The sequence below is a fragment of the Trinickia sp. genome, from assembly GCF_051954495.1.
Classification (GTDB): Bacteria; Pseudomonadota; Gammaproteobacteria; order Burkholderiales; family Burkholderiaceae; genus Trinickia.
The window spans coordinates 19,670-43,666 of sequence record NZ_JBQCHR010000121.1; the positions used below are offsets into that span (position 1 = coordinate 19,670).

General features: G+C 62.2%; 23 protein-coding genes. 7 read left to right on the forward strand and 16 right to left on the reverse strand.

From position 1 onward, the window contains the following. Positions 1 to 9: 9 nt before the first annotated feature. From ACTHNR_RS16305 to ACTHNR_RS16320, 4 genes are read right to left on the reverse strand one after another with little or no spacing between them, the layout of a single operon-like run. A complete protein-coding gene (locus ACTHNR_RS16305; protein WP_440548694.1) occupies positions 10 to 888 on the reverse strand; it encodes an alpha/beta fold hydrolase in 879 nt (292 codons plus the stop codon). 4 nt (positions 889 to 892) lie between these two features. Further along, complete coding sequence (locus tag ACTHNR_RS16310) at positions 893 to 2,011, reverse strand: flavin reductase (RefSeq protein WP_440548695.1); 1,119 nt, start codon at positions 2,009 to 2,011, stop codon at positions 893 to 895. Positions 2,012 to 2,013: 2 nt separating this feature from the next. Next, positions 2,014 to 3,072, reverse strand: a complete 1,059-nt coding sequence (locus tag ACTHNR_RS16315; protein ID WP_440548696.1) for an LLM class flavin-dependent oxidoreductase — start codon at positions 3,070 to 3,072, stop codon at positions 2,014 to 2,016. A 29-nt stretch (positions 3,073 to 3,101) separates the two neighbouring features. Next, entirely contained in the window at positions 3,102 to 3,461 is a 360-nt protein-coding gene (locus ACTHNR_RS16320) for a VOC family protein (protein ID WP_440548697.1), read from the reverse strand. Positions 3,462 to 3,767: 306 nt separating this feature from the next. On the opposite strand from ACTHNR_RS16320, the gene ACTHNR_RS16325 reads away from it, so the two are divergent. The 5 genes from ACTHNR_RS16325 to ACTHNR_RS16345 all read left to right on the forward strand — a co-directional run bounded on the left by ACTHNR_RS16325 (position 3,768) and on the right by ACTHNR_RS16345 (position 8,429). After that, a complete protein-coding gene (locus ACTHNR_RS16325; protein WP_440548698.1) occupies positions 3,768 to 4,586 on the forward strand; it encodes an IclR family transcriptional regulator in 819 nt (272 codons plus the stop codon). Between the two features lie 362 nt (positions 4,587 to 4,948). Then, positions 4,949 to 6,136, forward strand: coding sequence for an NAD(P)/FAD-dependent oxidoreductase (locus tag ACTHNR_RS16330; RefSeq protein ID WP_440548699.1), 1,188 nt, complete (start codon positions 4,949 to 4,951; stop codon positions 6,134 to 6,136). Between the two features lie 7 nt (positions 6,137 to 6,143). Beyond that, positions 6,144 to 6,740: a HutD/Ves family protein gene (locus ACTHNR_RS16335; protein WP_440548700.1), complete on the forward strand. Its 597-nt coding sequence runs from the start codon at positions 6,144 to 6,146 to the stop codon at positions 6,738 to 6,740. Positions 6,741 to 6,750: 10 nt separating this feature from the next. Further along, positions 6,751 to 7,500 carry an electron transfer flavoprotein subunit beta/FixA family protein gene (locus tag ACTHNR_RS16340; RefSeq protein ID WP_440548701.1) on the forward strand — a complete coding sequence of 250 codons (750 nt, stop codon included), beginning with the start codon at positions 6,751 to 6,753 and terminating at the stop codon, positions 7,498 to 7,500. Next, a complete protein-coding gene (locus ACTHNR_RS16345) occupies positions 7,500 to 8,429 on the forward strand; it encodes an electron transfer flavoprotein subunit alpha/FixB family protein (protein ID WP_440548702.1) in 930 nt (309 codons plus the stop codon). The genes ACTHNR_RS16340 and ACTHNR_RS16345 overlap by 1 nt, the downstream gene beginning before the upstream one ends. Positions 8,430 to 8,518: 89 nt before the next feature. Here ACTHNR_RS16345 and hutG read toward each other — a convergent pair whose 3' ends face one another. Both hutG and ACTHNR_RS16355 read right to left on the reverse strand, forming a co-directional pair. Then, on the reverse strand, positions 8,519 to 9,334 hold the full coding sequence (hutG, locus tag ACTHNR_RS16350) for an N-formylglutamate deformylase (protein ID WP_440548740.1): 816 nt from the start codon (positions 9,332 to 9,334) through the stop codon (positions 8,519 to 8,521). A 152-nt stretch (positions 9,335 to 9,486) separates the two neighbouring features. After that, positions 9,487 to 10,485 (reverse strand): LysR family transcriptional regulator, encoded by a 999-nt coding sequence (locus ACTHNR_RS16355; RefSeq protein ID WP_440548703.1) that lies wholly within the window; start codon positions 10,483 to 10,485, stop codon positions 9,487 to 9,489. Positions 10,486 to 10,818: 333 nt separating this feature from the next. On the opposite strand from ACTHNR_RS16355, the gene ACTHNR_RS16360 reads away from it, so the two are divergent. After that, the gene (locus ACTHNR_RS16360) at positions 10,819 to 11,805 is read left to right on the forward strand and encodes a porin (protein WP_440548704.1); all 987 of its coding nucleotides are present in this window, start codon (positions 10,819 to 10,821) and stop codon (positions 11,803 to 11,805) included. A gap of 128 nt (positions 11,806 to 11,933) precedes the next feature. Here the strand turns inward: ACTHNR_RS16360 and ACTHNR_RS16365 are convergent, their stop codons facing one another. The 5 genes from ACTHNR_RS16365 to ACTHNR_RS16385 form a co-directional block, all read right to left on the reverse strand. Beyond that, positions 11,934 to 12,935, reverse strand: coding sequence for a dipeptidase (locus tag ACTHNR_RS16365; protein ID WP_440548705.1), 1,002 nt, complete (start codon positions 12,933 to 12,935; stop codon positions 11,934 to 11,936). Between the two features lie 82 nt (positions 12,936 to 13,017). Then, positions 13,018 to 13,764: an ABC transporter ATP-binding protein gene (locus ACTHNR_RS16370; RefSeq protein ID WP_440548706.1), complete on the reverse strand. Its 747-nt coding sequence runs from the start codon at positions 13,762 to 13,764 to the stop codon at positions 13,018 to 13,020. Continuing rightward, positions 13,761 to 14,591 carry an ABC transporter ATP-binding protein gene (locus ACTHNR_RS16375; RefSeq protein WP_440548707.1) on the reverse strand — a complete coding sequence of 277 codons (831 nt, stop codon included), beginning with the start codon at positions 14,589 to 14,591 and terminating at the stop codon, positions 13,761 to 13,763. The genes ACTHNR_RS16370 and ACTHNR_RS16375 overlap by 4 nt, the downstream gene beginning before the upstream one ends. Positions 14,592 to 14,595: 4 nt before the next feature. Then, the gene (locus ACTHNR_RS16380) at positions 14,596 to 15,531 is read right to left on the reverse strand and encodes an ABC transporter permease (protein ID WP_440548708.1); all 936 of its coding nucleotides are present in this window, start codon (positions 15,529 to 15,531) and stop codon (positions 14,596 to 14,598) included. Beyond that, positions 15,528 to 16,583 (reverse strand): ABC transporter permease, encoded by a 1,056-nt coding sequence (locus tag ACTHNR_RS16385; protein WP_440548709.1) that lies wholly within the window; start codon positions 16,581 to 16,583, stop codon positions 15,528 to 15,530. The genes ACTHNR_RS16380 and ACTHNR_RS16385 overlap by 4 nt, the downstream gene beginning before the upstream one ends. Before the next feature lie 403 nt (positions 16,584 to 16,986). Here ACTHNR_RS16385 and ACTHNR_RS16390 point away from each other — a divergent pair, with 403 nt between their 5' ends. Beyond that, positions 16,987 to 18,588, forward strand: coding sequence for an ABC transporter substrate-binding protein (locus tag ACTHNR_RS16390; RefSeq protein WP_440548710.1), 1,602 nt, complete (start codon positions 16,987 to 16,989; stop codon positions 18,586 to 18,588). Here the strand turns inward: ACTHNR_RS16390 and ACTHNR_RS16395 are convergent. The 5 genes from ACTHNR_RS16395 to ACTHNR_RS16415 all read right to left on the reverse strand — a co-directional run bounded on the left by ACTHNR_RS16395 (position 18,575) and on the right by ACTHNR_RS16415 (position 23,965). Beyond that, positions 18,575 to 19,396 (reverse strand): ABC transporter ATP-binding protein, encoded by an 822-nt coding sequence (locus ACTHNR_RS16395; RefSeq protein WP_440548711.1) that lies wholly within the window; start codon positions 19,394 to 19,396, stop codon positions 18,575 to 18,577. The two genes, ACTHNR_RS16390 and ACTHNR_RS16395, sit on opposite strands and share 14 nt — an antisense overlap. Continuing rightward, a complete protein-coding gene (locus ACTHNR_RS16400; protein WP_440548712.1) occupies positions 19,380 to 20,420 on the reverse strand; it encodes an ABC transporter ATP-binding protein in 1,041 nt (346 codons plus the stop codon). Before ACTHNR_RS16400 ends, ACTHNR_RS16395 begins: the two co-directional genes overlap by 17 nt. A gap of 13 nt (positions 20,421 to 20,433) precedes the next feature. After that, a complete protein-coding gene (locus ACTHNR_RS16405; RefSeq protein WP_440548713.1) occupies positions 20,434 to 21,336 on the reverse strand; it encodes an ABC transporter permease in 903 nt (300 codons plus the stop codon). Continuing rightward, positions 21,333 to 22,340 carry an ABC transporter permease gene (locus ACTHNR_RS16410; RefSeq protein WP_440548714.1) on the reverse strand — a complete coding sequence of 336 codons (1,008 nt, stop codon included), beginning with the start codon at positions 22,338 to 22,340 and terminating at the stop codon, positions 21,333 to 21,335. Before ACTHNR_RS16410 ends, ACTHNR_RS16405 begins: the two co-directional genes overlap by 4 nt. 65 nt (positions 22,341 to 22,405) lie before the next feature. Continuing rightward, a complete protein-coding gene (locus ACTHNR_RS16415) occupies positions 22,406 to 23,965 on the reverse strand; it encodes an ABC transporter substrate-binding protein (protein WP_440548715.1) in 1,560 nt (519 codons plus the stop codon). Positions 23,966 to 23,997: the final 32 nt, after the last annotated feature.

Sequence of the window (23,997 nt, forward strand, 5' to 3'; positions counted from 1 at the left end):
AAGCCGTTATCAGTCAGCCGCTGGGGCCGCTGCGCATACGATCGCGTTGAAGCGCGTCGGCGCCTCGAGCTTGAGCATGTGAGCGCATTCCTCGAATACGTGAAGACGGATCCAAGGCGCCGCTTCGCGCAGCGGCAGCGCGTGCTGATCGATCGGCGCAAGCGTGTCGCGCGCGCCTGCCAACATGTCGATTGGGCTGGGAATCTCGCTGACGAGAGACGGCGTATGGACGGAGAACAGCATCCGTACCGCTTGAGCCCAACCGACGGGCGTGACCGCATCGCGCAGCCGTGCCACCCGCTCGCGCACCGCCGGCGGCGCGTCGGCCGGCAGCAAGCGCGCGACGACCGCCTCGCGCGACGCGTCGTCCGGCGTGTTGCCCGCCTCGAGCATGTGAGCCAGCGCCGCGTCTCGGTCAGCGCCCCGCAATCGGCCGCGCCCTGTATTCGGGGCAGACAGCACCAGCCGCTCGAGCCGCTCTGGGTGGCGCGCGGCAAAGGCCATCGCGATCACGCTGCCCCACGAACTGCCGACCAGTGCGGCCATGCGCTCGCACCGCAACGCATCGAGCAGGCTCAGCAGCACGTCGGCATAGTCTTGCGCGCGCGGGTCGAACGCCGCTAGCGGGGTACTCGCGCCGAAGCCGGGGGCATTCCACGCGATCACGCGAAACCGCTGGGCCAATCCCGCGAGCTGTGCCCGGTAACCGGCCGAGCTCGAACCGATGCCGTGCAAACAAACGATCGTCGGCGCCTCAAGGGGCCCGCTTGCGCGCAGTTCGATATATCCCTGGCCCGTCACATAGCATTGGGATTCGACTTCGATACGCAATGACGGCGGCAGGTCTGCGCCAAGCAAGGCAAGATCGGCGGAAGTTAGATGGCTCATCGCATCAACCTTCCCCGGCATGCGCAAGGCTGGCCGACTGCGTGTCCGCAACGAAGCCGAGCCGCCGCGAGAGATCCACCGCGGTCGATCGCAGCGCGTTCGCGAAATCGCTATCGAGTTCGGCCTTAAAGCGCGTGGCGTCGCCCACTGCCGTGATGGCGAGGACCGCCGCGCCGCTCGCGTCGAGTACCGGCGCGCTCAGCGCGTGAATGATCGTGTGAGCGCCGTAGAATTCCCCGGGGGTGCGCCTAGCGAGCCCGCGCGAGCGAACCCTTGCCAGCTCGTCCGCCCATGCCTGCGGCGTGGCGGGCCAGTCGACCTCCCCCGCACCGGCCGCGATCAACTCGGCGCCGACGAAGCGGTTCGTCGCTTCGGGCGGCAGATGCGCCGCGAGCGCGGCGCCCGTCGCCGTCGATATCACCGGCAGCGTGAGCCCCACGGGCAACTGCGGGTTGACCGGCTGCGACGACGGCTCCCACGCGACGATCGTCGGCCCATGATTGCCCCATACCGCGAGCGCGAGCGTCTGATCGAACTCTTTCGCGAGACGGGCCATCGCGCGCGTCCCCAATCGCATTGCGTGCAACTGCGACTGCACGGTCGTCGAGATGCCGGGCGGCGGCTTGCCGAAATCGTGCGGGTCGGCGACGAGATACTGGCCTCCGCCGAACACCAACGGCTTGCGGACCGTGCGACGAAAAGCTTCGATCTCCCCGACGAAAATCACATGATCGCCGCCAGGCAGCCGCGACACGACTTTGCACTCGAGCCACGCGCAGCAGCCGCGCAGCAATGCAACGCCACCCGCGCCGCTGTCGGTGTCGACATTCGCAAACTTGTCGATCCCCGACGACGCAAAGCGATTCGACAGTTCGATCTGATCCTCGGCGAGGATGTTGATCGCGAAGCGCGGCGCTTCCAGAAAAACAGGATGGCTCGGCGATTTCGTCGCCTGGCTCCACAGCACCAGCGGGGGATCGAGCGACACCGAGCTGAACGAGTTCGCCGTCACGCCATAGCGCCTGCCCTCGGCATCGACGGTCGTGACCACCGTGACGCCGGTGACGAAGGAACCCAGCACTTGGCGCAGTTCCTTCGCATCGAACCGACTGGTCTCGCTCATCGTCACACCCGCTGCGTTTCGTCGACGACAGGGCGCCAGGCTGATTGACCGAGCCCCTTCAATTGCGGCATCACGTGCTCGGAAAACAGCTTCACGGATTTGACGACGTCCTCGTGCGGCATATCTCCGAACACATAGCTGCCGATCAGATAGTTGAGCCCGCCGTCGAGGATTTGGTCCGTGAGTGTCTTCGCGACCGTTTCGGGCGAGCCCACCACCGCGTGACGGCTGGCGATCAATGCGTCGAAATCGGGCGGCAGCTTCGCATTGACCGGCTCCGTACCGTGCTTTCGCCACAACCGGATGAAGTTGCTGAAGAACGTCGGCCACGCCTTGCGACCTATCTCGAGCGCCGCTTCGTCGGTGTCGGCAACGATGATGTAGCGGTTCACGCCGATCAGCGGCAATTCGTGCTCGGCGTCGTGCGTCTTGCGCCACTCCTCGCGATAGCGGTCGGTGACGGCGCGGATCCGTTCCACCGGGCCGCCACATACGATGTTGATGCCGCGTTGCGCGGGCCACACGGTCGAATCCGGCGACGCCAGCGCGTACCAGACGGGCGGATGCGGACGTTGCAGCGGCTCGATCTCGACGGGCACGTCGTCGAATTGCCAGAATTCGCCGGAGAAATTCAGCCTGTCGGAAGCAAAGAATCGCTCCATGACGTCGAACGATTCCGCATACATCTTTGCCGCATTCGACGGATCGACGCCCATTGCGGCGAGTTCGTGCGGCGAGGCGCCTCGCCCGATGCCGAACTCGAAGCGGCCTTGGCTCAAATGATCGAGCATGCAGATTTCCTCGGCCAGCCGCACCGGGTGATGAATCGGCAGCAGATACACGAGCGGACACAGTCGCAAGTTCCGCGTGCGTTGAGCGATGGCCGACATCAACACGTTCTGCGACGGCGTCGTGCTGAGCGGCGTCGCGTGATGCTCGCTCGTGTGATAACAGTGAAAGCCGCTTGCGTCGAACAGCTCCGCGAGCTCGAGCCGCTCTTCGTACTGCTGGGCGAGCGGGCGGCCGCTCCTGTCGTTCTGATCGAAAATGCCGAATTTCATGAGGAGTCCTTAATGTTGTACTGACGCCGTCAAGCGCCGGCCTGACGCGAAAAAACCTGGAAGATCTGGTTTTCGGCATCGCGCAGAACCAGCACCTTTCCGTGCGCGCCCATGTCGCGCTCCGAAACGAACTGGCCACCGGCCGCTTCGACGCGCTCGCGAATGCCCTCGAGGCTGTCCGCTTCGAAGACGACGACGCTGCCCGTCGCCCCCGGCGCGGCTTCCTCCGCGGCGCTCAATGCGAAGTTCGAGCCGCCTACGCCGAACTGCGCCCACTTCGACTGATCCCGAAATTTCAGCGTCAGTCCCAAAGCGCGCTCGTAGAACGCCTGCGCCTTGTCCATGTCGCGCACGACCGTGTAGACGCTTTGAATCTTTTGGATTGCCATGCCTGCTTCTCCTAGCTGGAAAACGAAACGCCGCGCGGTCGCACCGCGTCGCGCACCGCTTTGCTTTGCGTTTCCGTTCGTGTTATATTGTTGAACGTATGTTGCATAGTTGTATTATGGCCGCTGTGGCGGCGCTGTCAATGAGCAAGCGGTACGGCCCCAACACGTGCAAAATGCGGAGAATCCGCCGTGCAGCGTTGCGGGAGTAGGCGTTGCACGTGGCGGCGAACGGCTCGCCGCTCGCCTTCGGATCGGGTAAATCCCTATGCGGGCGTATTGCTTTCACCCTGTCGGACTTGAATAGAAATGGACCAACGAGACACTTCGGAATCCGCCGAGAAGAACGAGCGGCGCGGTATTCAGTCCGTCGAGATCGCCTTCAGGCTCTTGATGGCGTTGCAGAACACGCAACAGCCGCTACCGCTCAAAGAGATCGCGGCGCGTGCGGAGATGACCGCCAGTGCGGCAAACAACTATCTCGTGAGCCTCGTGCGCACGGGTCTCGCCGCGGCGGACGAGAAGCCGGGTTTCTATAGACTCGGGCCGGCCGCATTGATGCTCGGGATCAGCGCGACGAAGCAGATCGACGGGTTCGACGTCGTGCGAAACGAATTGGGAAAACTGCGCGACGCCACGCAATGCAGCGGGGCGATCACGATATGGACCACCGATGGCGTGCTGAGCCTGTTCAAGCTCGAGGGGCAACAGCGCGGCGCCTTCGAGCTACGTACGGGTTTGATGTCGTTGCTGTCGACCGCGGCCGGCAAGGTTTTCGCCGCGAGTCTGCCGCTCGCGGTCACGCGGCCGTTTCTCGAGCAGGAATTGGCTTCCCGCAAACCGAGCGGCGATGCAATCGAAAAATTCCACGCCGACGTCATGCGTGAATTGCGCGAACATGGCTACGCGACGATGCGGCGCTCCGATATCGCCGGCTACGCTTCCATCGCCGCGCCGGTCGTCGACTGGACGGGCGACGTGAAGTTCGTCATGAGCCTCGTCGGCTCCGACACGGTCTTGGATCTGGAGCCTGGTTCCGGGCACGTGGTCGCGTTGCTCGAGTCCGCAGACAGGGCGACCGCCTTGCTCGGCGGTCGAGTTCGCTCGGCAAGGAACGCGATGAAGTGATGCCGGCGATGGGTCGTTACCGGAGCGCCGAGCGAAACACAATTGGGCGAACCGCTTTTTTTCCTCGGCATTTGGCAGCGCCGTATCTGCTCGACCATCGGCTTATGTGCGTGCTCGAAGGCCTGGGTCCGGCTGGCACCACGATGTATGTGTATCGGCCGCAGCGGACGCCGGTGTCGGCGCGCGTTCGGCTAGTGTTCGATGCATTGTGTGAATTGCTCGACACCGCCTGAACTCACCCGTGAAGCGCCCCACTTGCTCCAAGCCCACTACAACAAAGAATCGTTTTTTCTAATGTTACGTCGCCGAGGCTGATCGCACATCACACTTCACCGACATCATCTGCACAAGGATGCATTTCAGTGAAAAGCCATGACGTTATCGTGATCGGCGCCGGCGTGATCGGCACTTCGGTCGCGTATCAGTTGTCCCGGCTCGGCGCCAGAAACGTTCTGGTTCTCGACCGAGGCAGTATCGGTGCCGGCACCACCTCGCAATCCTCAGGGATTCTGCGTACGCACTATTCGGTAAAGGAGAACGTCGAACTCGCGCGCAGGTCCTGGGACGTCTTCAACAATTTTTCCGCCTATGTCGAAGACGAAGAGGCCTCCTGCGGTCTGGTCAAGAGCGGCTACATGATCGTGGCGGCCGACGACGACAAGCTCGAGCCGTTGCGCGCGTCTCTCGGGCAGCAGCGAAGCCAGGGCATCCCGCTCGAGTTGCTGGACGCCAAGCAGGCGGCAGAACTCATGCCGATCGCCCAATTCGATGACGCCGCACTGATCGGCTATGAACCGGAAGCGGGCTTTGCCGATGCCTACCTCGTCGCGACCAGTTTCGCCCGCGCCGCGCGCCGAGCAGGCGTGACCATTCGCGAAAACGTGAATGTGAATCGGCTGCTGATCGAACGCGGGAAGGTGAGCGGCGTGTCGACCGACGAAGGCGACTTCGCCGCCGCAACCGTCGTCAGTACCCAGAACATTTGGACGCCCGAACTCGCGGGCTGGACCGGCCGGTCATTGCCGGTCGTTCCCGAGCGCCACGCGGTGCTGGCGCTGGAATGCCCAGGCGCCCATTACACGTTCTCGATGCCGGTCTTCAAGGACCTCGCTTCGCCGGGCATGCTCTACTACCGCTGTTATGGCGGCAATCAAATGCTGGTGAGCGAGGGCGTGGTAGGCGAAAAGCTGGGCACGGCTGAAACCGAGCAAGGCGACATTCCGATGGACTACGTCATCGACGTCGGTGCACAAGTTGCCGACCGCTTTCCGGCGTACGAGTCCGCCGCACTCGCCGCGTCCTGGACCGGCGTCTACGATGTGACGCCGGACTGGAACCCCGTTCTCGGCCGACTACCCGGCATCGAAGGACTGGTGGTCGGTTACGGCTTCTCGGGCCATGGGTTCAAGCTGTCGCCGACGGTCGGCCGCGTGCTTGCCCAAGAAGCGCTCGGTCTGCCGACCGACGTTTCCTTGAGGCCTTACTCGGTTGAACGTTTCGAAACGGGCGCCCTGCTGACGGGTCGTTACGGCCTGGGCGCGGTGTCCTGAGCCCGATATGCAGCCCGATATTGCACGACCGCTCTGGTCCGCGCCGGTCGAGCCTTGGCGCAACGGCGGCGGAATCACGCGGCCTCTCGCGGCGAGAAATGGAGAGTGGCGCGTCAGTCTCGCAAGCATCGAACAGGCCGGCCCGTATTCCCGATTCAAAGACATGCAACGCATATCGGTCGTGGTGAGCGGAGAAGGGATCACGCTGCGTCACGAGGACACGACGGTCGAACTTTCGCCTTTCATACCCGCAGCCTACGATGGCGACCGCGAATGGAGTGCGTGCTTGCGTAAAGGGGGAGCACAAGCCGTGAACGTGATGGCGCGCAAGGACCGCTACCAGGCGGCGATCCGCTTCGTTGCCGCGCCCATGGTCGTCCCAGCCGGAAGCACGGTCGTGATCGTCGCGATCGCGCATCCGGCCTCATATTCAGCCGCGCAAACCGCCGTCGCTGGCGTCGTGCAGCGCGGATTCTGGCTCACGCTACGGGACTTGCCTCAGCCCTTGAGAATCGCACCTGTCGAAGCCGACCCGCACGCCTGCGTCGGGAATGCCATCGTTCTCGTGAGCATTGCGCCGATCCGCAACGAACATTGCCATTAAAGGAACCCACATGAAAGTCATGGCAGCAGTCAAACGCGTCGTCGACTACAACGTCAAGGTGCGCGTGACGTCAGACCAAACCGGCGTCGATATCGGCAATGTCAAGATGTCGATGAATCCTTTCGACGAGATCGCCGTCGAAGCCGGAACGCGTCTCAAGGAAATAGGGATCGCCCGGGAAATCGTAGCGGTGTCCTGCGGCACCCAGGCAAGCCAGGAAACGCTACGCACCGCGATGGCGATCGGCGCCGATCGCGGCATCCTGATCGAGACCGACGCCGAACTGCAGCCACTTGCCGTGGCCAAGCTGCTGAAGGCCGTGGTGGATCGCGAAAAGCCGCAACTCGTCATCCTCGGCAAACAGGCGATCGACGACGATGCCGCGCAGACTGGGCCGCTGCTTGCGGCGCTGCTCGATTGGCCGCAGGCCACCTTCGCGAGCCGGATCGATATCGAAGGCGACACGGCGACTGTCACGCGGGAGGTTGACGGCGGGCCGGAGGTCATATCGATGCGTTTGCCTGCCGTGGTGACGACGGATCTGCGTCTGAATGAACCCCGCTATGTGACGCTTCCCAACATCATGAAGGCCAAGAAGAAGCCGCTCGACACGATCACGGCGGCCGAGTTGGGCGTAGACCCCGCTCCACGGCTAAAGACACTGAGGGTCGTCGAACCGGCGGCCCGGAAACCGGGCGAGATCGTAGCGAACGTCGCCACGCTGATCGACAAATTGAAAAACGAAGCAAAGGTGATCTGATGACGGTCCTGGTTATTGCCGAACACGATAACAGCGTGCTTCACGGCGCAACCCCGCACGTAGTGGAAGCCGCACGCCGTCTGTCGGGAGGTTTGCATCTTCTGATCGCGGGACGCGATGCGCGCGCGCCGGCGGTTGCCGCCGCGCAAATTGCCGGTGTCGATAAAGTGCTGCTGGCGGATGCACCTCATCTGGCCGAGGGCCTCGCAGAGAACATCGCGGCGCAGGTGCTCACCATCGCCGCAACCTACACGCACATTCTGTTTCCCGCCACGGCGTTCGGAAAGAGCATTGCCCCTCGCGTAGCCGCCCGGCTCGACGTGGCACAGATTTCGGACGTGATCGCCATCGATTCCGACGATACGTTCCAACGCCCCATCTTCGCCGGCAATGCCGTCGCGACGGTGCAGTCCTCCGATGCGATCAAGGTCGCCACCATCCGAACGACCGCGTTCGGCGCCGCGCAGTGCACGGCTCAATCCGCGGAAATCGAATCGATTCCGGTCGCGAGCGACACCGGACTGTCGAGCTTCGTCCGTCGGGAGATCCTCGAGAACGATCGTCCGGAGCTGACGGCCGCACGCGCGGTGGTGTCCGGCGGCCGGGGGCTAGGCAGCGCGGACAACTTCCGGCTTCTCGAGCCATTGGCGCAAAAGCTCGGCGCCGCAATCGGCGCTTCCCGCGCCGCCGTCGATTCCGGCTTCGCACCGAACGATCTCCAAGTCGGCCAGACCGGCAAAATCGTCGCCCCGGAACTCTACGTCGCGGTGGGAATCTCCGGAGCGATCCAGCATTTGGCCGGGATGAGGGACTCGAAGGTGATCGTCGCGATCAACAAGGATGCCGAAGCGCCGATTTTCGGCGTCGCCGATTACGGCCTTGTCTGCGATCTCTTCGACGCAGTGCCGGAATTGACGACATCGCTTTAGGACGCCACGGGCGCACCGCGCCCGCGCGGGATTGTCCACGGCCGCGCTTCGAGCCGCCGACGTTGCTTGAGCGTCGGCGGCTTCTTTCTTTAGAGTTTCGCCGATAAGGACAATCTCGACACCGCATCGGTCGCCGCCATGACCATCCGCTCGACGACCGGAGACACTTTGCTGGCGAGGTCCGGCCGATAGCGGAACGGCGATGCTTCGTCCATGTACGTCGACTGGCGCATCTCGAGCTGTATTGCATGCACCCGCTCTTCCGGCAGCCCGAATGCCCGGGTGATATAGCCGCCCTTGAAGCGCCCGTTCAGCACATGGGTGTACGGTTGACCGGCGAGCGTCGCGGTTGCCGCCGCGACGACCGCGGGCGCACAGCTCTTTCCACCGTTGGTGCCGAAGTTGAAATCAGGCAGTTTCCCATCGAAGAGCCGTGGCAGCACACTCGCTATCGAATGGGCCTCCCAGAGCAGCACATGTCCAAACATGCGCGTCAGTCTGTCGATCTCGGCACGCAGGCAGGCATGATAAGGCTCCCAGTAGGTATCGAGACGCCTGCCGATGGCAACCTCATTCGGTACGCAACCTTCGCGGTACACAGGCTCGCCGCGGAACGTCTCGGTCGGGCAGAGGCTTGTCGTCGTCCGCCCCGGATAAAGCGTCTCGCCGCCCGGCGGACGGTTCAGATCGATGACATAGCGGGAGAAGCGCGCCGCCAGAATCGACGCGCCAGCCCTTCGCGCGAATGCGTACAGGCGGTCGAGATGCCAGTCCGTGTCGGCCATCTCGAGGGCTGCGGGTGTCATCCGTTCGCGCAGACTCTCCGGAATTTCGGTACCAACATGCGGGATCGAAACGACAAGCGGGATATTGCCTTGGTCGAACAAAAATGTTGCGTCGGTCACGTTGAACGCCTCTCCTCTTGAAATCACGAGACATTCTGGCGCGACGACGCTCAAACCTCGCTTCCTTAAGCAAGATCGAAGCTATCCTTCGATCGGATCGATGAGCCTTGATGCTAGGGCGCTCAAGGCTCATCGTCCGCCATCGAGTCCGCTCAGGCGTGGGCGCCGAAAAGATCGGCATGACGAATGCCGAGCAAGCGCGCCGCGTCGGTCGAGATCTGTTTTGCGAACGCGTGCCGAACGATCTCGGAGACATCCGCCGGCAGTGTGCCGAGCTCGCTCTCCCTGCTCACCAGGTAAAACGTTCGCGAGATAGGGGGGTACTTGCTTCCATGCCGAGAGAATACCGACAACGGAACGACACGGACGTCCGGCGCGTACAGCCGCGACTGCCACAAGCATACGGGTGTGGTGATGGCGAAACCAAGGCCCGCCGCGACCAGCGCCAACATGGGATCCGACGCATCGAATTCGCAGGTTCGCTCGATATCGTCGGAATTCGTCAACAGATAACTATCGACCTGCTGCCCAATGACCGATCGCGAGCTGAAGCGGATCAGCGGCAGTTGACGACTGAGATCGGTCAGCGTGCTGTTGCGCGGCACTTTGAGCCCACGCGGCAGCGCGACGACGAACTGCTCGGAAAACAGCGGATCGCGGCGGATGCCCGTAGCCGCCGCGAAGCTCGTCGTCGTGACGACCATATCGAGCTGGCGAGCCTCCATGGCGCTGTCGATCGTCGGCGTAATGCCGGACCATAAACGCAGCTGATGCGATGCGCTCGACAACTCGCGAACGAGGACGGGACCGAACACCGCGGCGAACGAATCCACGCATCCGATCCTGATGACGATGCGTTTCGCGCCCGTCACGTTGCGCACGCTCTCCACCATCTGATCCGCGCTGCGCAGAATCACCGCGGCGTGTTCGAACAGACGTAGACCGGCCGATGTAGGCCGCGCGGGCCGCGTGGCGCGGTCTAGCAGCGTCGTGCCCAACTGCGTTTCCAGCGTCTTGATACGCTGAGAGACCGCCGCCTGTGAAATGTCCAATCGCACGGCGGCATCGGAGATCGATCCCGCTTCCACCACGGCCAACCAGCAGGCCAGCAGGCCCCAGTCAGGAAAACCTTCTATGCCATTTCTTTTCATTTCGCGGTTCGCTTTTCAAAGCAGGGGATCAGCCGCGCACACGTACGCTTCTGATTGATTGCATCGGGTTTGCTTATATTATCGCAGTTCACCCATTCCAACGGGGAAGTGCCGAAGCAGCGAGGCCACTCGCCTACCGCCTTTCTATCCATACCGACATGGCTATGGCCGCGTTCACAGCATCGATAAAATTATTATTCTGCATCGAAATTATTGATAGCCGTGTTATCCCTGTTGGACCGATTTTTTGATTTGCCTAAGCTCAGGAGGCGTTATCCGAGCAGACACGGAAGTGTCATTGTCAACAGCATGCCGGCGTCAGCCGCAATCGACATGAAAAAGATCACCGCCTCGCTCCTTTCGTGCTTATCTCTGACATCGGGGGTCGCGCTCGCGCAGAGCAGCGTCACCTTGTACGGCAACATCGACCTTGGCATCGAACGCACCAACAATGGGAAGGGAACGTCGTACGCCGTGAGTCAAGGCGTGCTCGTGACGAACAAATGGGGCTTGCTCGGGAGGGAAGACCTCGGAGGGGGCTATTCGGTCCTGTTCCAGTTGGAGAGCGGTTTTTTCCCGAACACCGGAACCTCCGACGTGGCGGGGTCGATGTTCAATCGCCAGAGCTGGGTCGGCGTGCAAAGCCCCTTCGGTACGATCAAGGTGGGGCGCATCAAGACGTTGCTCTACCAGTACGACTACGAATACCTGGACGCATCGGGCAATGCGATGGCCAATGCATCATTTCGGCTCTTTAATTTCTTCGGCAATCGGACGTCGAACACCATCGAGTACAGCGACGCCGCACACGGGTTCAAATGGGCCGTGCAGCACAGCCTTGGCGGCGTCGCGGGTAACTCGCGCGCAAACAGCATGTGGGCGGAGTCGCTTGCCTACAACCTCGGCAAAGCCGAATTTCTGATCGTCAACCAGAAGTCGTATAACGACACAGGATCGGACAGCACCACCGCGACCACCTTTGGCGGAAACTACGATTTCGGCGTCGTGCGCGTCTATGCAGCCGCTGCGCTCGACGGCGGTCCCGGCCCCCTGAAAACCCGGGAGTATTCCGCCGGTCTAGCGATTCCCATTGGCGCACTGGGCCGCTTTCAGACCACGTTCGTGCACAAACAGAACATCTCTCAGGATCACGCCAACGCGAACCTATACGGATTCGGCTACGTTTATGCGCTGTCGAAATCGACGAACCTCTATACGAGTTGGGGGCGCCTGACGAACGGCGCCAACGCGTCCTACAACGTCACGCGTCCGGGTGCGACCTTCAGTACGTTCAACGCCGGCATACAGCACTTCTTCTAACGGAACCAACGGAAAAAGCCGCCTGGTTGTCAGCCGGGCGGCTCGTGGAGATCGTCGCTAGAACTCGATCGGCACGGGTGGAGAATCCCGATAAGGGCGCCGCCCGCCGGTTCGCGATCGAGCAGGCGCTATTTCCAGCACGCCCGAGCGACGCGCAGGTGGTTCGCACCGAGGATCTTCTCGATGCCGTCGTCCGGATATCCGTGATCGATCATCATTCGCACGATGGCCGGCAAACGCTCGGGCTCTACCATCGGCGTCGGCTTCGTGTAGCCGAGTTCCGGGGGAAACAGATCGGGCCTCGACCGGAAGTGATGCATCAATTGGCTTTGATCGAACACGTAGTCGAGCGCCAGCCCCACATGATCGGGCCCGACCAATTGCACCATGTGGTCCAGATGACGAAATAGCGCTTCGGTGCTGTTGTCATGATCGACATCCGACGTTTTGCCGATGAACCGGCTCACGCCGTTCAAACCGATGACGCCTCCGGACGCGGCGCAGGCCTTGATCAGGTCGTCCGGAATGTTGCGGTGGTGGCCGAACACTTCGTAGGCGTTCGAGTGCGAAAAGATCACCGGCCCATCGACGTAGGCAATCACTTCTCGAGCCGTCTTCCAGCCGGTGTGCGAGCAGCACGGCACCATGCCGACGCGCCGCATTTCATCTAGCACTTGCCTTCCGAACGCAGTCAACCCCGTGTCTTCATCCTGACAGCCGCCACCGACCGAGTTCGTCTTGTTGTACGCCATCAGCATCCAGCGCACGCCGAGATCGTAGTAGAGCTCGATCATACTGATCTGGTCTCCAAGCGCAACGGTGCCCTCGAGATCGAACGAGACCCCCAGCTGTCCCGATTCCTTCGCCCGGAGCACGTCGTCGACCGTGTCGATGAGCAGGTAGTCGTCAGGGTGGCGCTTCACCCAATGACGAAAGTGGGCCAGAACTCGGATAGTCTCTTCGATCGTCTTGATGTCGTAGCCGGCGTTCAGCGATACGACGTTGTATCCGCTCGAACGATATCGCTGAAGCTGGCCCAAAAAGGTGTCGTCCGCGCGAAGCGGCATGCACCCGTGGTTGTCCCATACTAGGGCGCGCCGAATGATCGTTTGAACCCTCTCGCTGCTCATATCTGATTTCTCGTCGTGAATCTTCAGGCCCGCTTTCCGGACCTGAACTGGATGAAACGCCGTGGCCCGCCGCTCGACACGCTTACCCCGCCGGGGCCGCGTCGATCTCGACGCTGAGTTCTCTCAGGCGTCTCGTGTATTCGTGCAGTACGTGGCCCGCGCATAGATCGTCCGCACCGACAGTCTCGAGCAGCGCGCCGTTGCGCATCACCCCGATCGTGCCGCACAGGTGCGCCACCGCCGCCAAGTTATGGCCCACCATGATGTACGTGAGATTGCGTGTTTCACGAAGCTCCGAGAGCAGGTTCAGCACCTCCGCCTGAACCGACACGTCGAGCGCGCTGGTGGGCTCGTCGAGCAGCAAGACCTCGGGTTCGGCGATCAATGCGCGTGCAATCGCAACGCGTTGACGCTGACCGCCCGATAGTTGGTGAGGATAGCGAAAGCGAACGGCGTTCGGCAGTGCGACTTCGGCGAGCGCGCGTGTAATCCGCCCTTCGATGCCGACAAGACCATGGACGAGAAGCGGCTCGCTCAGCGAGCGGTCGATGGTTTGCCGGGGATGAAGCGAGCCGTATGGATCCTGAAACACCATCTGCACCTGACGATAGAAGTCCTTGGACCGCTTCGATGTCTGCGGGACACCGCCGATCCTTACCTCTCCGCTCCAAGCCGCGTTGAGCCCCGCGATCGCGCGCAGCACGGTCGACTTGCCCGATCCGCTCTCGCCTACCAGCCCGAAGGCGCAGCCCGCGGACACCCGAAAGCTCACCGCCTTCACCGCCTCGACATCGCCGAAACGGACCGTCAGATTGTCGAGTTCGATCATGCAGCGCTCCATTCGGGGTTGCGCTCGAGCGTCTGCAACCGCGCCTTACGGTTGGTGAGCGACGGTAGGCAGCCCAGCAAACCGAGCGTATAGGGATGCTTGGCCGCGGACAGTTCGGACGCCTTCAGCGCCTCCACGATCCTTCCCGCATACATGACGAGAACCCGGTCGCAGAAGCGCGACACCATGGGTAAATCGTGGCTGATGAGCATGAGCCCCATGCCCCGCTCATCCACCAGACGTTCTAGCAACCGAAGAATCTCGGCCTGGACTGAAACGTCGAGCGCGCTGGTAGGCTCGTCCGCCACGAGCAGCTCGGGGTTGGGCGCCAACATCATGGCGATCATCGCGCGCTGGCCCATGCCGCCGGACAATTCGCCGGGCATCGCGCGGGCTACGCGTTGCGGATCTCGAATCTGCATCTGCGAGAGCAGATCGATCGCAGCCTCCCGCGCTTCGGACTTGCCGCCGCCACGGTGTACGCGCCATGCTTCCGCGATTTGATCGCCGACCGCCATCACGGGATTCAGGGAGTACTTCGGGTCCTGCATGATCAGGCCCACGCGTTTGCCTCGGATCTTGCACATCGCCTTGTCGCTTGCGGCAAGGACGTCGATACCGTCGAGCGTCAAGACGTCGGCGCTAGCCCGCGCGTGCGCCGGCAAAAGCTGGAGAATCGCGCGTGCGCAAAGCGATTTGCCCGACCCCGACTCCCCGACGATACCGAGTTTCTCGGCGCCCATCTCGAACGACACCCCCCGCACCGCTTCGACGGGGCCTCGCGGCGATGGAAAGGCGACGCGCAGGTTCTTCACCGTGAGTTTCATGGTTTTATTCCGATTTCGGGTCCAGCACGTCGCGCAAACCGTCGCCGAGCAGATTGAAGGACAGGGACGCGATGAAGATGGCGATACCCGGGATCGTCGGCACCCACCATTGCTCGAGAATGAAGCTTCGCGTACTCGCGATCATGGTGCCCCACTCGGGCGTCGGAGCCTGCGCCCCCATTCCCAAAAACCCGAGACCGGCGGCCGTGAGCACGATGCCGCTCATGTCGAGCGCCACGCGCACGATCAGCGACGACAAGCACAGCGGCGCAATATGGCGAAGAAGAATCCGAGGGGCGCAAGCGCCTGTCAGCCGTACCGCTGCGATGAAATCGGATTGGCGGACCGCCAGCGTTTCCACGCGCGCGAGGCGCGCATAAGGCGGCCAAGCCGTCAGCGCGACCGCCACGACGACACTGGTCAACCCCGGACGCATCGCCGCAACCAACGCCAATGCGAGCACCAACTTGGGAAAGGCCAGGAAAAGGTCGGTAACGCGCATCAACACCCGATCGGCCCACCCGCCCGCATAGCCCGCGATCATGCCGACGACCAGGCCCAACGGCGCCACCACGATCACGACGGCGATCACCATCCCGAGCGTCACGCGGCCGCCGTACAGCAGACGACTGAACATATCGCGTCCGAGCTCGTCGGTACCCAGCCAATGCGCCGACGAAGGAAACGCAAGGCGATTGGCCAGATCCTGTTCGATCGGCGAGTGCGTCGCGATCCACGGCGCGCCAAGCGACGCTCCTACGATCACGAGGAGCGCCATCAGACCGATCACGGCGAGTCGGTTGCGACGGAACTGCAGCCAACCCCGATAGGCGCGCACCCATGCGGCGTGACGGCGCGATTCGGGTGTATCGCTCAACAGCCACGCGCGCAACGCGCTGAGCTCGGGCGTCGACGCTACTGCGCAGAGATTTTTATTCACGACTTCGCTCTCGGATCGAGAATGCGGTATGCCATATCCGCCAACTGGTTAAGGGTGATGTAGATGCCGCCGATGACAAGGGTTGCGCCCAATACCGCGTTCATATCCGCATTCATCAGCGATTGCGTCAGATAGAGACCGAGCCCCGGCCAACCGAATACGGTTTCGGTGAGGACAGCGCCCTCCAGGAGGCCCGCGTATGCCAGCACAATCACCATGACGAGACGGCCAGCCACGTTCAAGAATGCGTGCCGCCACAGAACTCGACTAGCCGACAGGCCTTTGGCACGCGCGGTAACGATGAATTCGCCATTGAGCGCGTCGAGCATGAAGGTGCGGGTCATGCGCGTGATCGTGGAAAAACTCACGTACGCAAGGACCAGGGACGGCAAGACCAAATGCGCCAATCCATCGCGGAACGCGTCCCACTGCCCGTCGAGCGCGGCATCGATGATCAGCGCCCCCGTTCGCTCAGGCACCGCGCCCTGGAATCCCATATCCTGCTGCCCGATACCGGGGGCGATGCCGAACTTTACGTAGAACACTAATAACGCCAGCAGACCGAGCACAAAGACGGGCGTCGACTGCCCGGCGAGGCTCACGATGCGCACTGCGTTATCCAGCGGCGAGCCTTGTCGGGATGCGGATATGACCCCGAGCGGCACACCGATCAGCACGGCGATGACGATCGCGGTCGTCGCCAGTTCGAGCGTGGCGGGGAAGAAATGCAGCACGTCTTCGACGACCGAGCGAGACGTCATCACCGACGTCCCAAGATCGCCGTGCGCTAGGTGCCGTAGATAAATCCAAAACTGTTCGAGCAATGGCCGATCGAGCCCGAGGTCCGCACGCACACGGGCAACTACGTCGGGTGTCGCGCGATCGCCGACGATTGCAACGACAGGATCGATCGGAATCGTCCGCCCGATCAAGAATGTCGCCAGCAGTAAGCCAAACAGCGTCGCGGCCACGCCGACGAAGGTCGACAGCCAACCGCGGATTGCTCCGCGATTCGGTTTCGCCCGACGGCGCCCGAATAGTTCCGAAATCATTTTGCATCTCCTCACATGCCCCCTCCGCTCGCGGCGCCCACGAGCGCCGTCCCGCCGAGGCTCGACGTTTGCAAATCGTTTGCACTTCATAGAGAGGGCGAACGGCCTCATCGCGGCTGAACGGATGTGCCGAAGCGTACGGCTCAGTGCCCTCGGATGGGATGAATTTAAGATTTTCTAATACATTGCATCGCTTTTTTGTGCATTGAAGGCGCCTTCGGCGAAATTCACGAAACGCGAGACGTCGATAGGTTCATCACTGCTAATTTTAAGCATCATCTTTTCTTAAGTTCTGAACCTATGCATTTCGGACGTTTACGATCAGACGCAGCAGCGGCGCCTGGTCGGGATCCGAGTCGGCCACTCGCCCGCTGCCCAAAACTCAAACGAAGGAGAAGTCCCGATGTCAGTCAGCCGTCGTTCCTTTCTCGTGCAAGCTGCAGCGCTTGCCGCAACCCCTTATATGGCCACACGCATCGCCGGCGCCGCAACGCCCAAGGCCATGGCCGTGATCGGCCAGTCGATCGACGGCATCGTCAACGGCTTCGACCCGGCCGAAGCGTACGACGCCAGCCTCGATACCATCGGGAACATGTATCGAACGCTGTTCGCCGCCGATCCCGCCAAACCCGGACAGCTTGCCGGCGACTTGGCTCACGACTGGACTGTCTCCGCAGACGGAACGCACTGGACCATCAAGCTGCGGCCGGCCCTGCAATTCGAAAGCGGCGCCCCCGTCACGGCGGACGACGTGGCATTTAGCCTGCAACGCGTGATCCGGCTCAATCGCGCTCCCAGTTTTCTGCTGGGTCAGCTAGGCTTGACCCCGGCTAACATCGAGACGGCGGTGCGCGCGAGCGCGCCGGACACCGTGGCGATCACACTTCCCGAAGCGCGCGCGAGCGGCCTCGTCATGGCGGCGCTGAGCACGACCTGCGCGAGCGTCGTGGAAAAGAAGGTCGTACTGGCTCACGAGACGAACGGCGATCTCGGCAACGCCTGGCTGCGCACGCACTCCGCCGGGGCGGGCGCATACCGGCTCGTGTCTTGGCAGGCAAGCGACCACATCGTTCTCGATACCAATGCGCATGCCGGCGTCAAACCGCTGACGCCGCGCGCCGCCATTCGCCACATGGCGGAACCGGCGACCGAACTGCTGCTTCTAAAGCGCGGCGACATCGACATCGGCCGCACGCTGGGCTCCGATCAGCTCAAGACGATTTCCGGGGATACATCGCTCGACGTCGTCTCCAAAGACGTCCTGACGCTGCTGCTCCTTCAGGTCAACATGGCAGTGCCGCAATTCCAGAAGGTTCAGGCGCGCCAAGCCATCAAACTGGCGATCGACTACGACGCCATTGCCCGGAATATCACGCCCGACCTTTGGAGCGTTTGGCAGTCTTTCCTGCCGAAGGGCACGCCGGGCGCGCTGCATGCGCGTCTTTTCCAGAAGGATCTGGCCAAGGCCAAGGCACTGATGTCCGAAGCGGGGCTCGCGGCCGGAGTCTCGGTCACGCTCGATCATCCGAACTCCTGGCCGTTCGTCGAAATCGCCCAGGCCCTGCAGGCGGATCTAGGGCAGATCGGCATCCGCGTGGAACTGCTCGCCGGCAGTTATGCGCAGGTGCTGGCGAAGCGCCGCGCGCGCACGCACCAGATGTCGCTCGCTCGGTTCAGCGCCGACCATCTCGATCCGAGTTCCTTTGCGTCGTACTACTGCTTCAATCCGGACGACAGCGCGGACAGCAAGAACAAGACGGGGGCGTGGAACGCGCATTTCGTCGATGCGAAGCTCAATGCAGCCGGAGACGCGGCGGCGCGCGAGATGAACGAGCAGAAGCGAATCGCGATGTACGCCGACATGCAGAAGCATTTCGCATCGGTGTCGCCCTTCATGTTCCTCTTGCAGAAGAGGGATGTCGCGGTTCAACGCAAAGGCGTCCAAGGCATTTCCTTGGGCGCAGTCAACGCCTATACGCGGTTCGATAGGATTACGAAGGCATAAGAAACGGCGAGCGATCGGGATCGGGCACCGGCATCGCGTCGATCAGCATTCGCGCGTACTCGCTGCGTGGACGCTCGAAGATCGCTTCCGTATCGCCCTCCTCCACGAGTTTTCCTCGATGGATCAGGGCCACGCTATCGCATACGTAACGAATCACACCGAGATCGTGCGAGATGAAGAGGTAAGTAAGCCCGAGCTTACGCTGAAGATCGATCAGAAGATTCAGCACCTGAGCCTGTACCGATACATCGAGCGCAGACGTCGGTTCATCGAGAATCAGCAATTCCGGGTTGACCGCAAGCGCGCGCGCAATGCCGATGCGCTGCCGCTGACCGCCTGAAAATTCGTGCGGGTACCGGTGGATGTGCTGCCGCCCCAACCCCACCATCTCGAGCAGTTCCTCGACGCGGGCCGTGCGCTGCCCGCGATCGAGCTTCACCTTCTTCGCATGGATGAGCAGCGGCTCGCCGACGATGTCGTGCACCGTCATGCGTGGATTCAACGAAGCGTAGGGGTCCTGAAACACGATCTGAATGCGCGAGCGCATCGAACGCATCTGTGCGCGCGAAAGCGTGGCCAGATCCACTCCGTCGTAGACGATTTTCCCCGAGGTGATCTCTTCGAGACCGAGGATGCAGCGCGTCAGAGTGGTCTTGCCTGAACCTGATTCACCGACGATGCCGAAGCTCTCGCCCCGTCTCACGTCGATGCTGACGTCGTCGAGCGCGCGAACCCCTTGGGACGCACCCGACGCCGAGCCGCCGCCTTTGCCGTAAATTTTCACGAGGTTTTCAACGCGCAGAATCATGGACGACACTCTCGTTCGGTTGTGCGAGTACACACGCAACGTGATGGTCCGGCGACAGCGACACGCGCGCTGGGGCGGCCGCCGAACAACCGGGTTGGACGCAAGGACATCGTGGCGCTAGCCGGCACCCCGAGGGCGGATGGTACAGATCCGGGACGGCGCCGGGCAGCCCGTTCAGGTCGCCCCGCCGCGCACCCGCCACGGGCAACGCTGCGAGCAACGCCCGGGTGTAGGGATGCGCCGGTCGTTTAAATACCGCGCGAGCCGTACCCGATTCGACGATGTTGCCCGCATACATCACTGCGACGTGAGTACACAGTTGCGCCACCACGCCAAGACTGTGCGTAATCAGAACAACACCCAAATCGAACTCTCGCACCAACTCGTAAATGAGCCGCAGGATCTGCGCTTGCACGGAAACATCCAGCGCCGTGGTGGGCTCGTCCGCAATCAGCAATTTGGGCCGGCCGATGAGCGCCATGGCGATCAGCACGCGCTGGCGCATGCCACCCGAGAACTGGTGCGGGTAGTCGTCGATACGCGCCTCGGCATCCGGAATACCGACCTTGTCGAGCATCGAGATGGCCAACCGTCGAGCCGCGGTCTTGCGTTGCCGGCGCGACGCGCCTTCGCCCAGACCCAGGATGGCAGGGTCGAGCGCACCCGCATGCAGCGCGACGTCGATCATCTGCGTGCTCACACGGAAAACCGGATTCAGATTCGTAGTCGGGTCCTGAAAGATCATTCCGACATGCCGGCCTCTGAGCGCGCGCATCTGCTGCTCGGACGCCTCGAGCACATTGCGCCCTTCCAGCATGATCGTGCCGCGTGGATAGGAAGCGGGGGGCCTCGGCAATAGTCCGGCCACCGATAATCCCGTCAGCGACTTTCCGCAGCCCGTCTCGCCGACTAGCGCCCAGATCTGGCCGCGCTCGACCGATAGATTGATCCCATTGAGCACGTGCGCCTCGCCATCGAAGGTGCGGATCTTCAGATGGAGATCGCGAATTTCGAGAAGTGCCATATATGTCGTGCTCCTAGCGGCGGGCCTTCGGGTCCAGCACATCGCGCAAGCCGTCACCGAGCAAACTGAAGCCGAAGACCGCGAGAAAGATGGCAAGCCCCGGGAAAACCGCCGTCCACCAATAGTCGGGCATGTTCCCGCGCGCCACGGACAGCAACGTGCCCCATTCCGGCGTAGGCGGCTTCACGCCAATTCCGATGAAGCCCAACGACGCCACCGAGAGGATCGCAAAACCGATGTCCAGCGAAACCTTGACGATCACCGGCGACATGACGTTCGGTAGGATGTGCCGCAGCAGAATGCGCGCCGACGTGGCGCCCAAGGCGCGCGCCGCTTGCACGAACGCCTCCTCCTTTTTGGCGATCACCTCGCCTCGCACCAGCCGCGCAAAGCCCGGCCACCACGAAAGGGCGATCGCGAACACCGTATGACCGAGGCTCGAACCCAGGGATGCCGCGACGGCCAGTGCGAGAATCAGGCTCGGCAGCGTCAGCATGAGATCGACGACACGCATCAGGACTTCGTCGACCCAGCCTCGAAAATATCCCGCGATTGCGCCGACCAACGTGCCGAAACTGGCCGCCAGCACGACGATCGCGGCGCCGGCGAACAGCGAGATTCGCGCTCCGGACAAAACGAGCGTGAACATGTCCTGCCCCAGTTCATTGGTGCCGAACAGATGCGCCGGCGAGGGCGACTGGAATCGCGAAGCGGTATCGACGGCCCCCAGGGCCTGCTGGGGAAACGGTACGATCCAGGGGCCGGCGATCGCCGTCACCGCGAGCAGTGCAACGACGGCCAGCCCGACGATCGAAAGGTGGCTTTGCCGGAAGCGATAAAACGCTCGAAGCCAGTTTTGCCGGCGGGACGACTGAATCGTCTTCGCGCCATCGGCCGTTGTGATTTGTCCGCTCATTGGTAGCGCACCTTGGGATTGATTACGCCGTAAAGCAAGTCGACGAACAGGCTCGTCAGAACGACCAGCACACCGATCGTCAGCGTCACACCCATGACGGGCGTGAAGTCGTGCATCACAATGGCCTTCGCCGCGTACTGTCCGATCCCAGGCCAGTCGAATACGGTTTCGACGAGCACGGTTCCGCCAAGAAGCCAGCCGAAATAAAGGCCAACGACCGTGAGCGTGGTGGAAAGCGCATTCTTCAGCACGTACTTCCACAGAATGATCCGCGGCGACACGCCCAACGCCCGCGCTGTCGTCACGTAGTCCTGCTGCAGCACCTCGATCGTTGCCGTGCGCATCATCCGTGTGATCGACGCCAGCGGCGTGAGGCATGCAGTGACCGCCGGCAGCGCCAGATGGATCAACGCAATGCCAAACGCGTGCACGTCTCCCGCGATGAGGCTATCGATGGTAAGCAGTCCCGTCACCGGGCGAGGCGGGTCAATCGTGAGCGGAAACCGGCCGCTGAGCGGCAACCAGCTTAGCGTCATGGCAAACAGCAACTGCAGCAGCAGGCCGAAGAAAAACTGCGGGGTCGAAATCGCACTCAACGCGCCCGCCCGCGCAAGGTAGTCAGGCCACTTGTTGCGGTGTACCGCGGCGGCGAGGCCGGCCGGGACGCCAATGACGATTGCAAGGAACATTGCGGCCAGCACGATTTCCAGGGTCGCGGGCAGATAGACCGCCAGATCGGACAGCACGGGCCGCCGCGTGAAGATCGATTGCCCCCAATTCCCGTGCAACAGCCCAGACAGATAGTTGACGTACTGAACGTACACCGGCTTGTCGAAGCCCAGTTCATGCGTGAGCGCGACAATCTGCGCGCGCGACGCGTTCGGGCCCGCAGCCAGCGCTACGGGATCGCCGGGAATCACGCGACCGATGATGAACACCAGTAGTGACAATCCGAACAATATGGGCACGAGCAACACGAGCCGCCTGATCGAAAACTTGAGCATCTACCCCTCCCGAATGCGAACGCCTGCGCGTTCCAGACCAATAGGTTCAATCGACTTTGCGCCGTTCATGTCACGGAAAGCGGAAGGAGATCGAGCGCGGCGGGCCTCAGCGGCGTAAACACGAAACCGCCGACATTCGTGCGCAAGGCGAGCTTCCGAGACACGGTCACCACCCACAGGTCGGGGGCCTGGCTCACCACGCGACGCTGGAACTGGGCATAAAGCGCCGCCCGCTTCGATTCGTCCGGCTCGCTGCGCGCCTCCATGATGATCCGATCGACCTCCGGATCGGAATAGGTCGGATTGGCCCAGTTGCCGTTGCGCGATGAATGGTAAAAATTGAACGCCATGTCGTCCGGGTCGTCGTAGTCCGCGCCGGTGTAGACCGCGAAAATATCCGGGCAAGTCTGCGGCGTGCGTGCCGCCGCCACGATATCCGGCCATGTCAATTGCCGGATTTCCAATTCGATGCCCAAACGCTTGAGGCTGTCCAACAGGACGAGACTCCAGCGTCGTTGCTGTTCTTGTCCGCTGATGTGCGTCATGACGAGCTTCAGTCCGCCTTTTGCATACGACGTTCGGGCAAGGTGCTCGTGCGCTTTGGCAAGATCCGTGCGATAGACCCTCAGGTCCTTGTCGAAACCGGACATGCCCTCGGGTATCGGCCCCATGGAAAGCTTCGCGTAGCCCGATTCGTCCAGCATGCCCTGATAGTCCAATGCATACGACACGGCCTTGCGCAGGTTCTCGTCGGTGAACGGACCGTGCTTCGTGTTCAGGCGCAACTGAAAGAGCAGGTATTCCGGCTCGACGATGGACATCACATGAGGGTGACGCTTCACCGAAACCATGTCGTCGCTGGAGAGATTGACCGCGATGTGCGCGTCGCCATGCTCGATCATGAGCCGTTGGATCGAAGTCTCACGCACGATTTTCCACACCGCGCGATCGAGATTCCCGCCCCCCCGATGCCAGCCCTCCCTGACTCGTTCGAGTTCGTACAGGTTGCTGGGCTCGGCACGACGCAACCGGAAGGGCCCCGAACCCGCGATCGTCGCGCGCAGGAAGCTCTGGCCATCGTCGTGCCCCTTGTTTGCCTCCACGAGCGCGGGATTGACGATAAACAGCCACGGAAGCACTCGAAGGAACGGCGCGAACGGTTTCTTCAAATCGAACCGGACCGTCCTCGCGTCGACGACCTGCACGCCGTCCGGCTCCACGATGCCGGCGATCATCCAGGCCGCGCCTTTACGCAAGCGCAGCAGCCGCTCGAAAGAGTAACGAATCGCAGCCGCATCCACAGGTGTACCGTCGTGGAACCGGGCACGTGAATCGAGTCGAAACGTATATGTCCGCTCGTCCCTGGAAACTTCCCATGAACTGGCGAGATTCGGTACGAGCTTCGGCGGATTGCCTTCGAACCGCAACAACGCATCGTACGTGTTGCGCCAGAGCATGAGGGTCGCGTCGTCGCTTCCGGCATGCGGATCGAAGTTCGAGATGTCGTTTTGGCTCACGACGACGAGAACCTTGCGGTCCTGCACGCGCGCAAACGATCTATCGATCCACGGCAATACGCTGCAAGCCGTCATGCCTTTGAGCAGCGCACGTCTTGTCTTGTCCATCGTTGTCCCTTCCGTCTCCCCGTAGCGCCGGT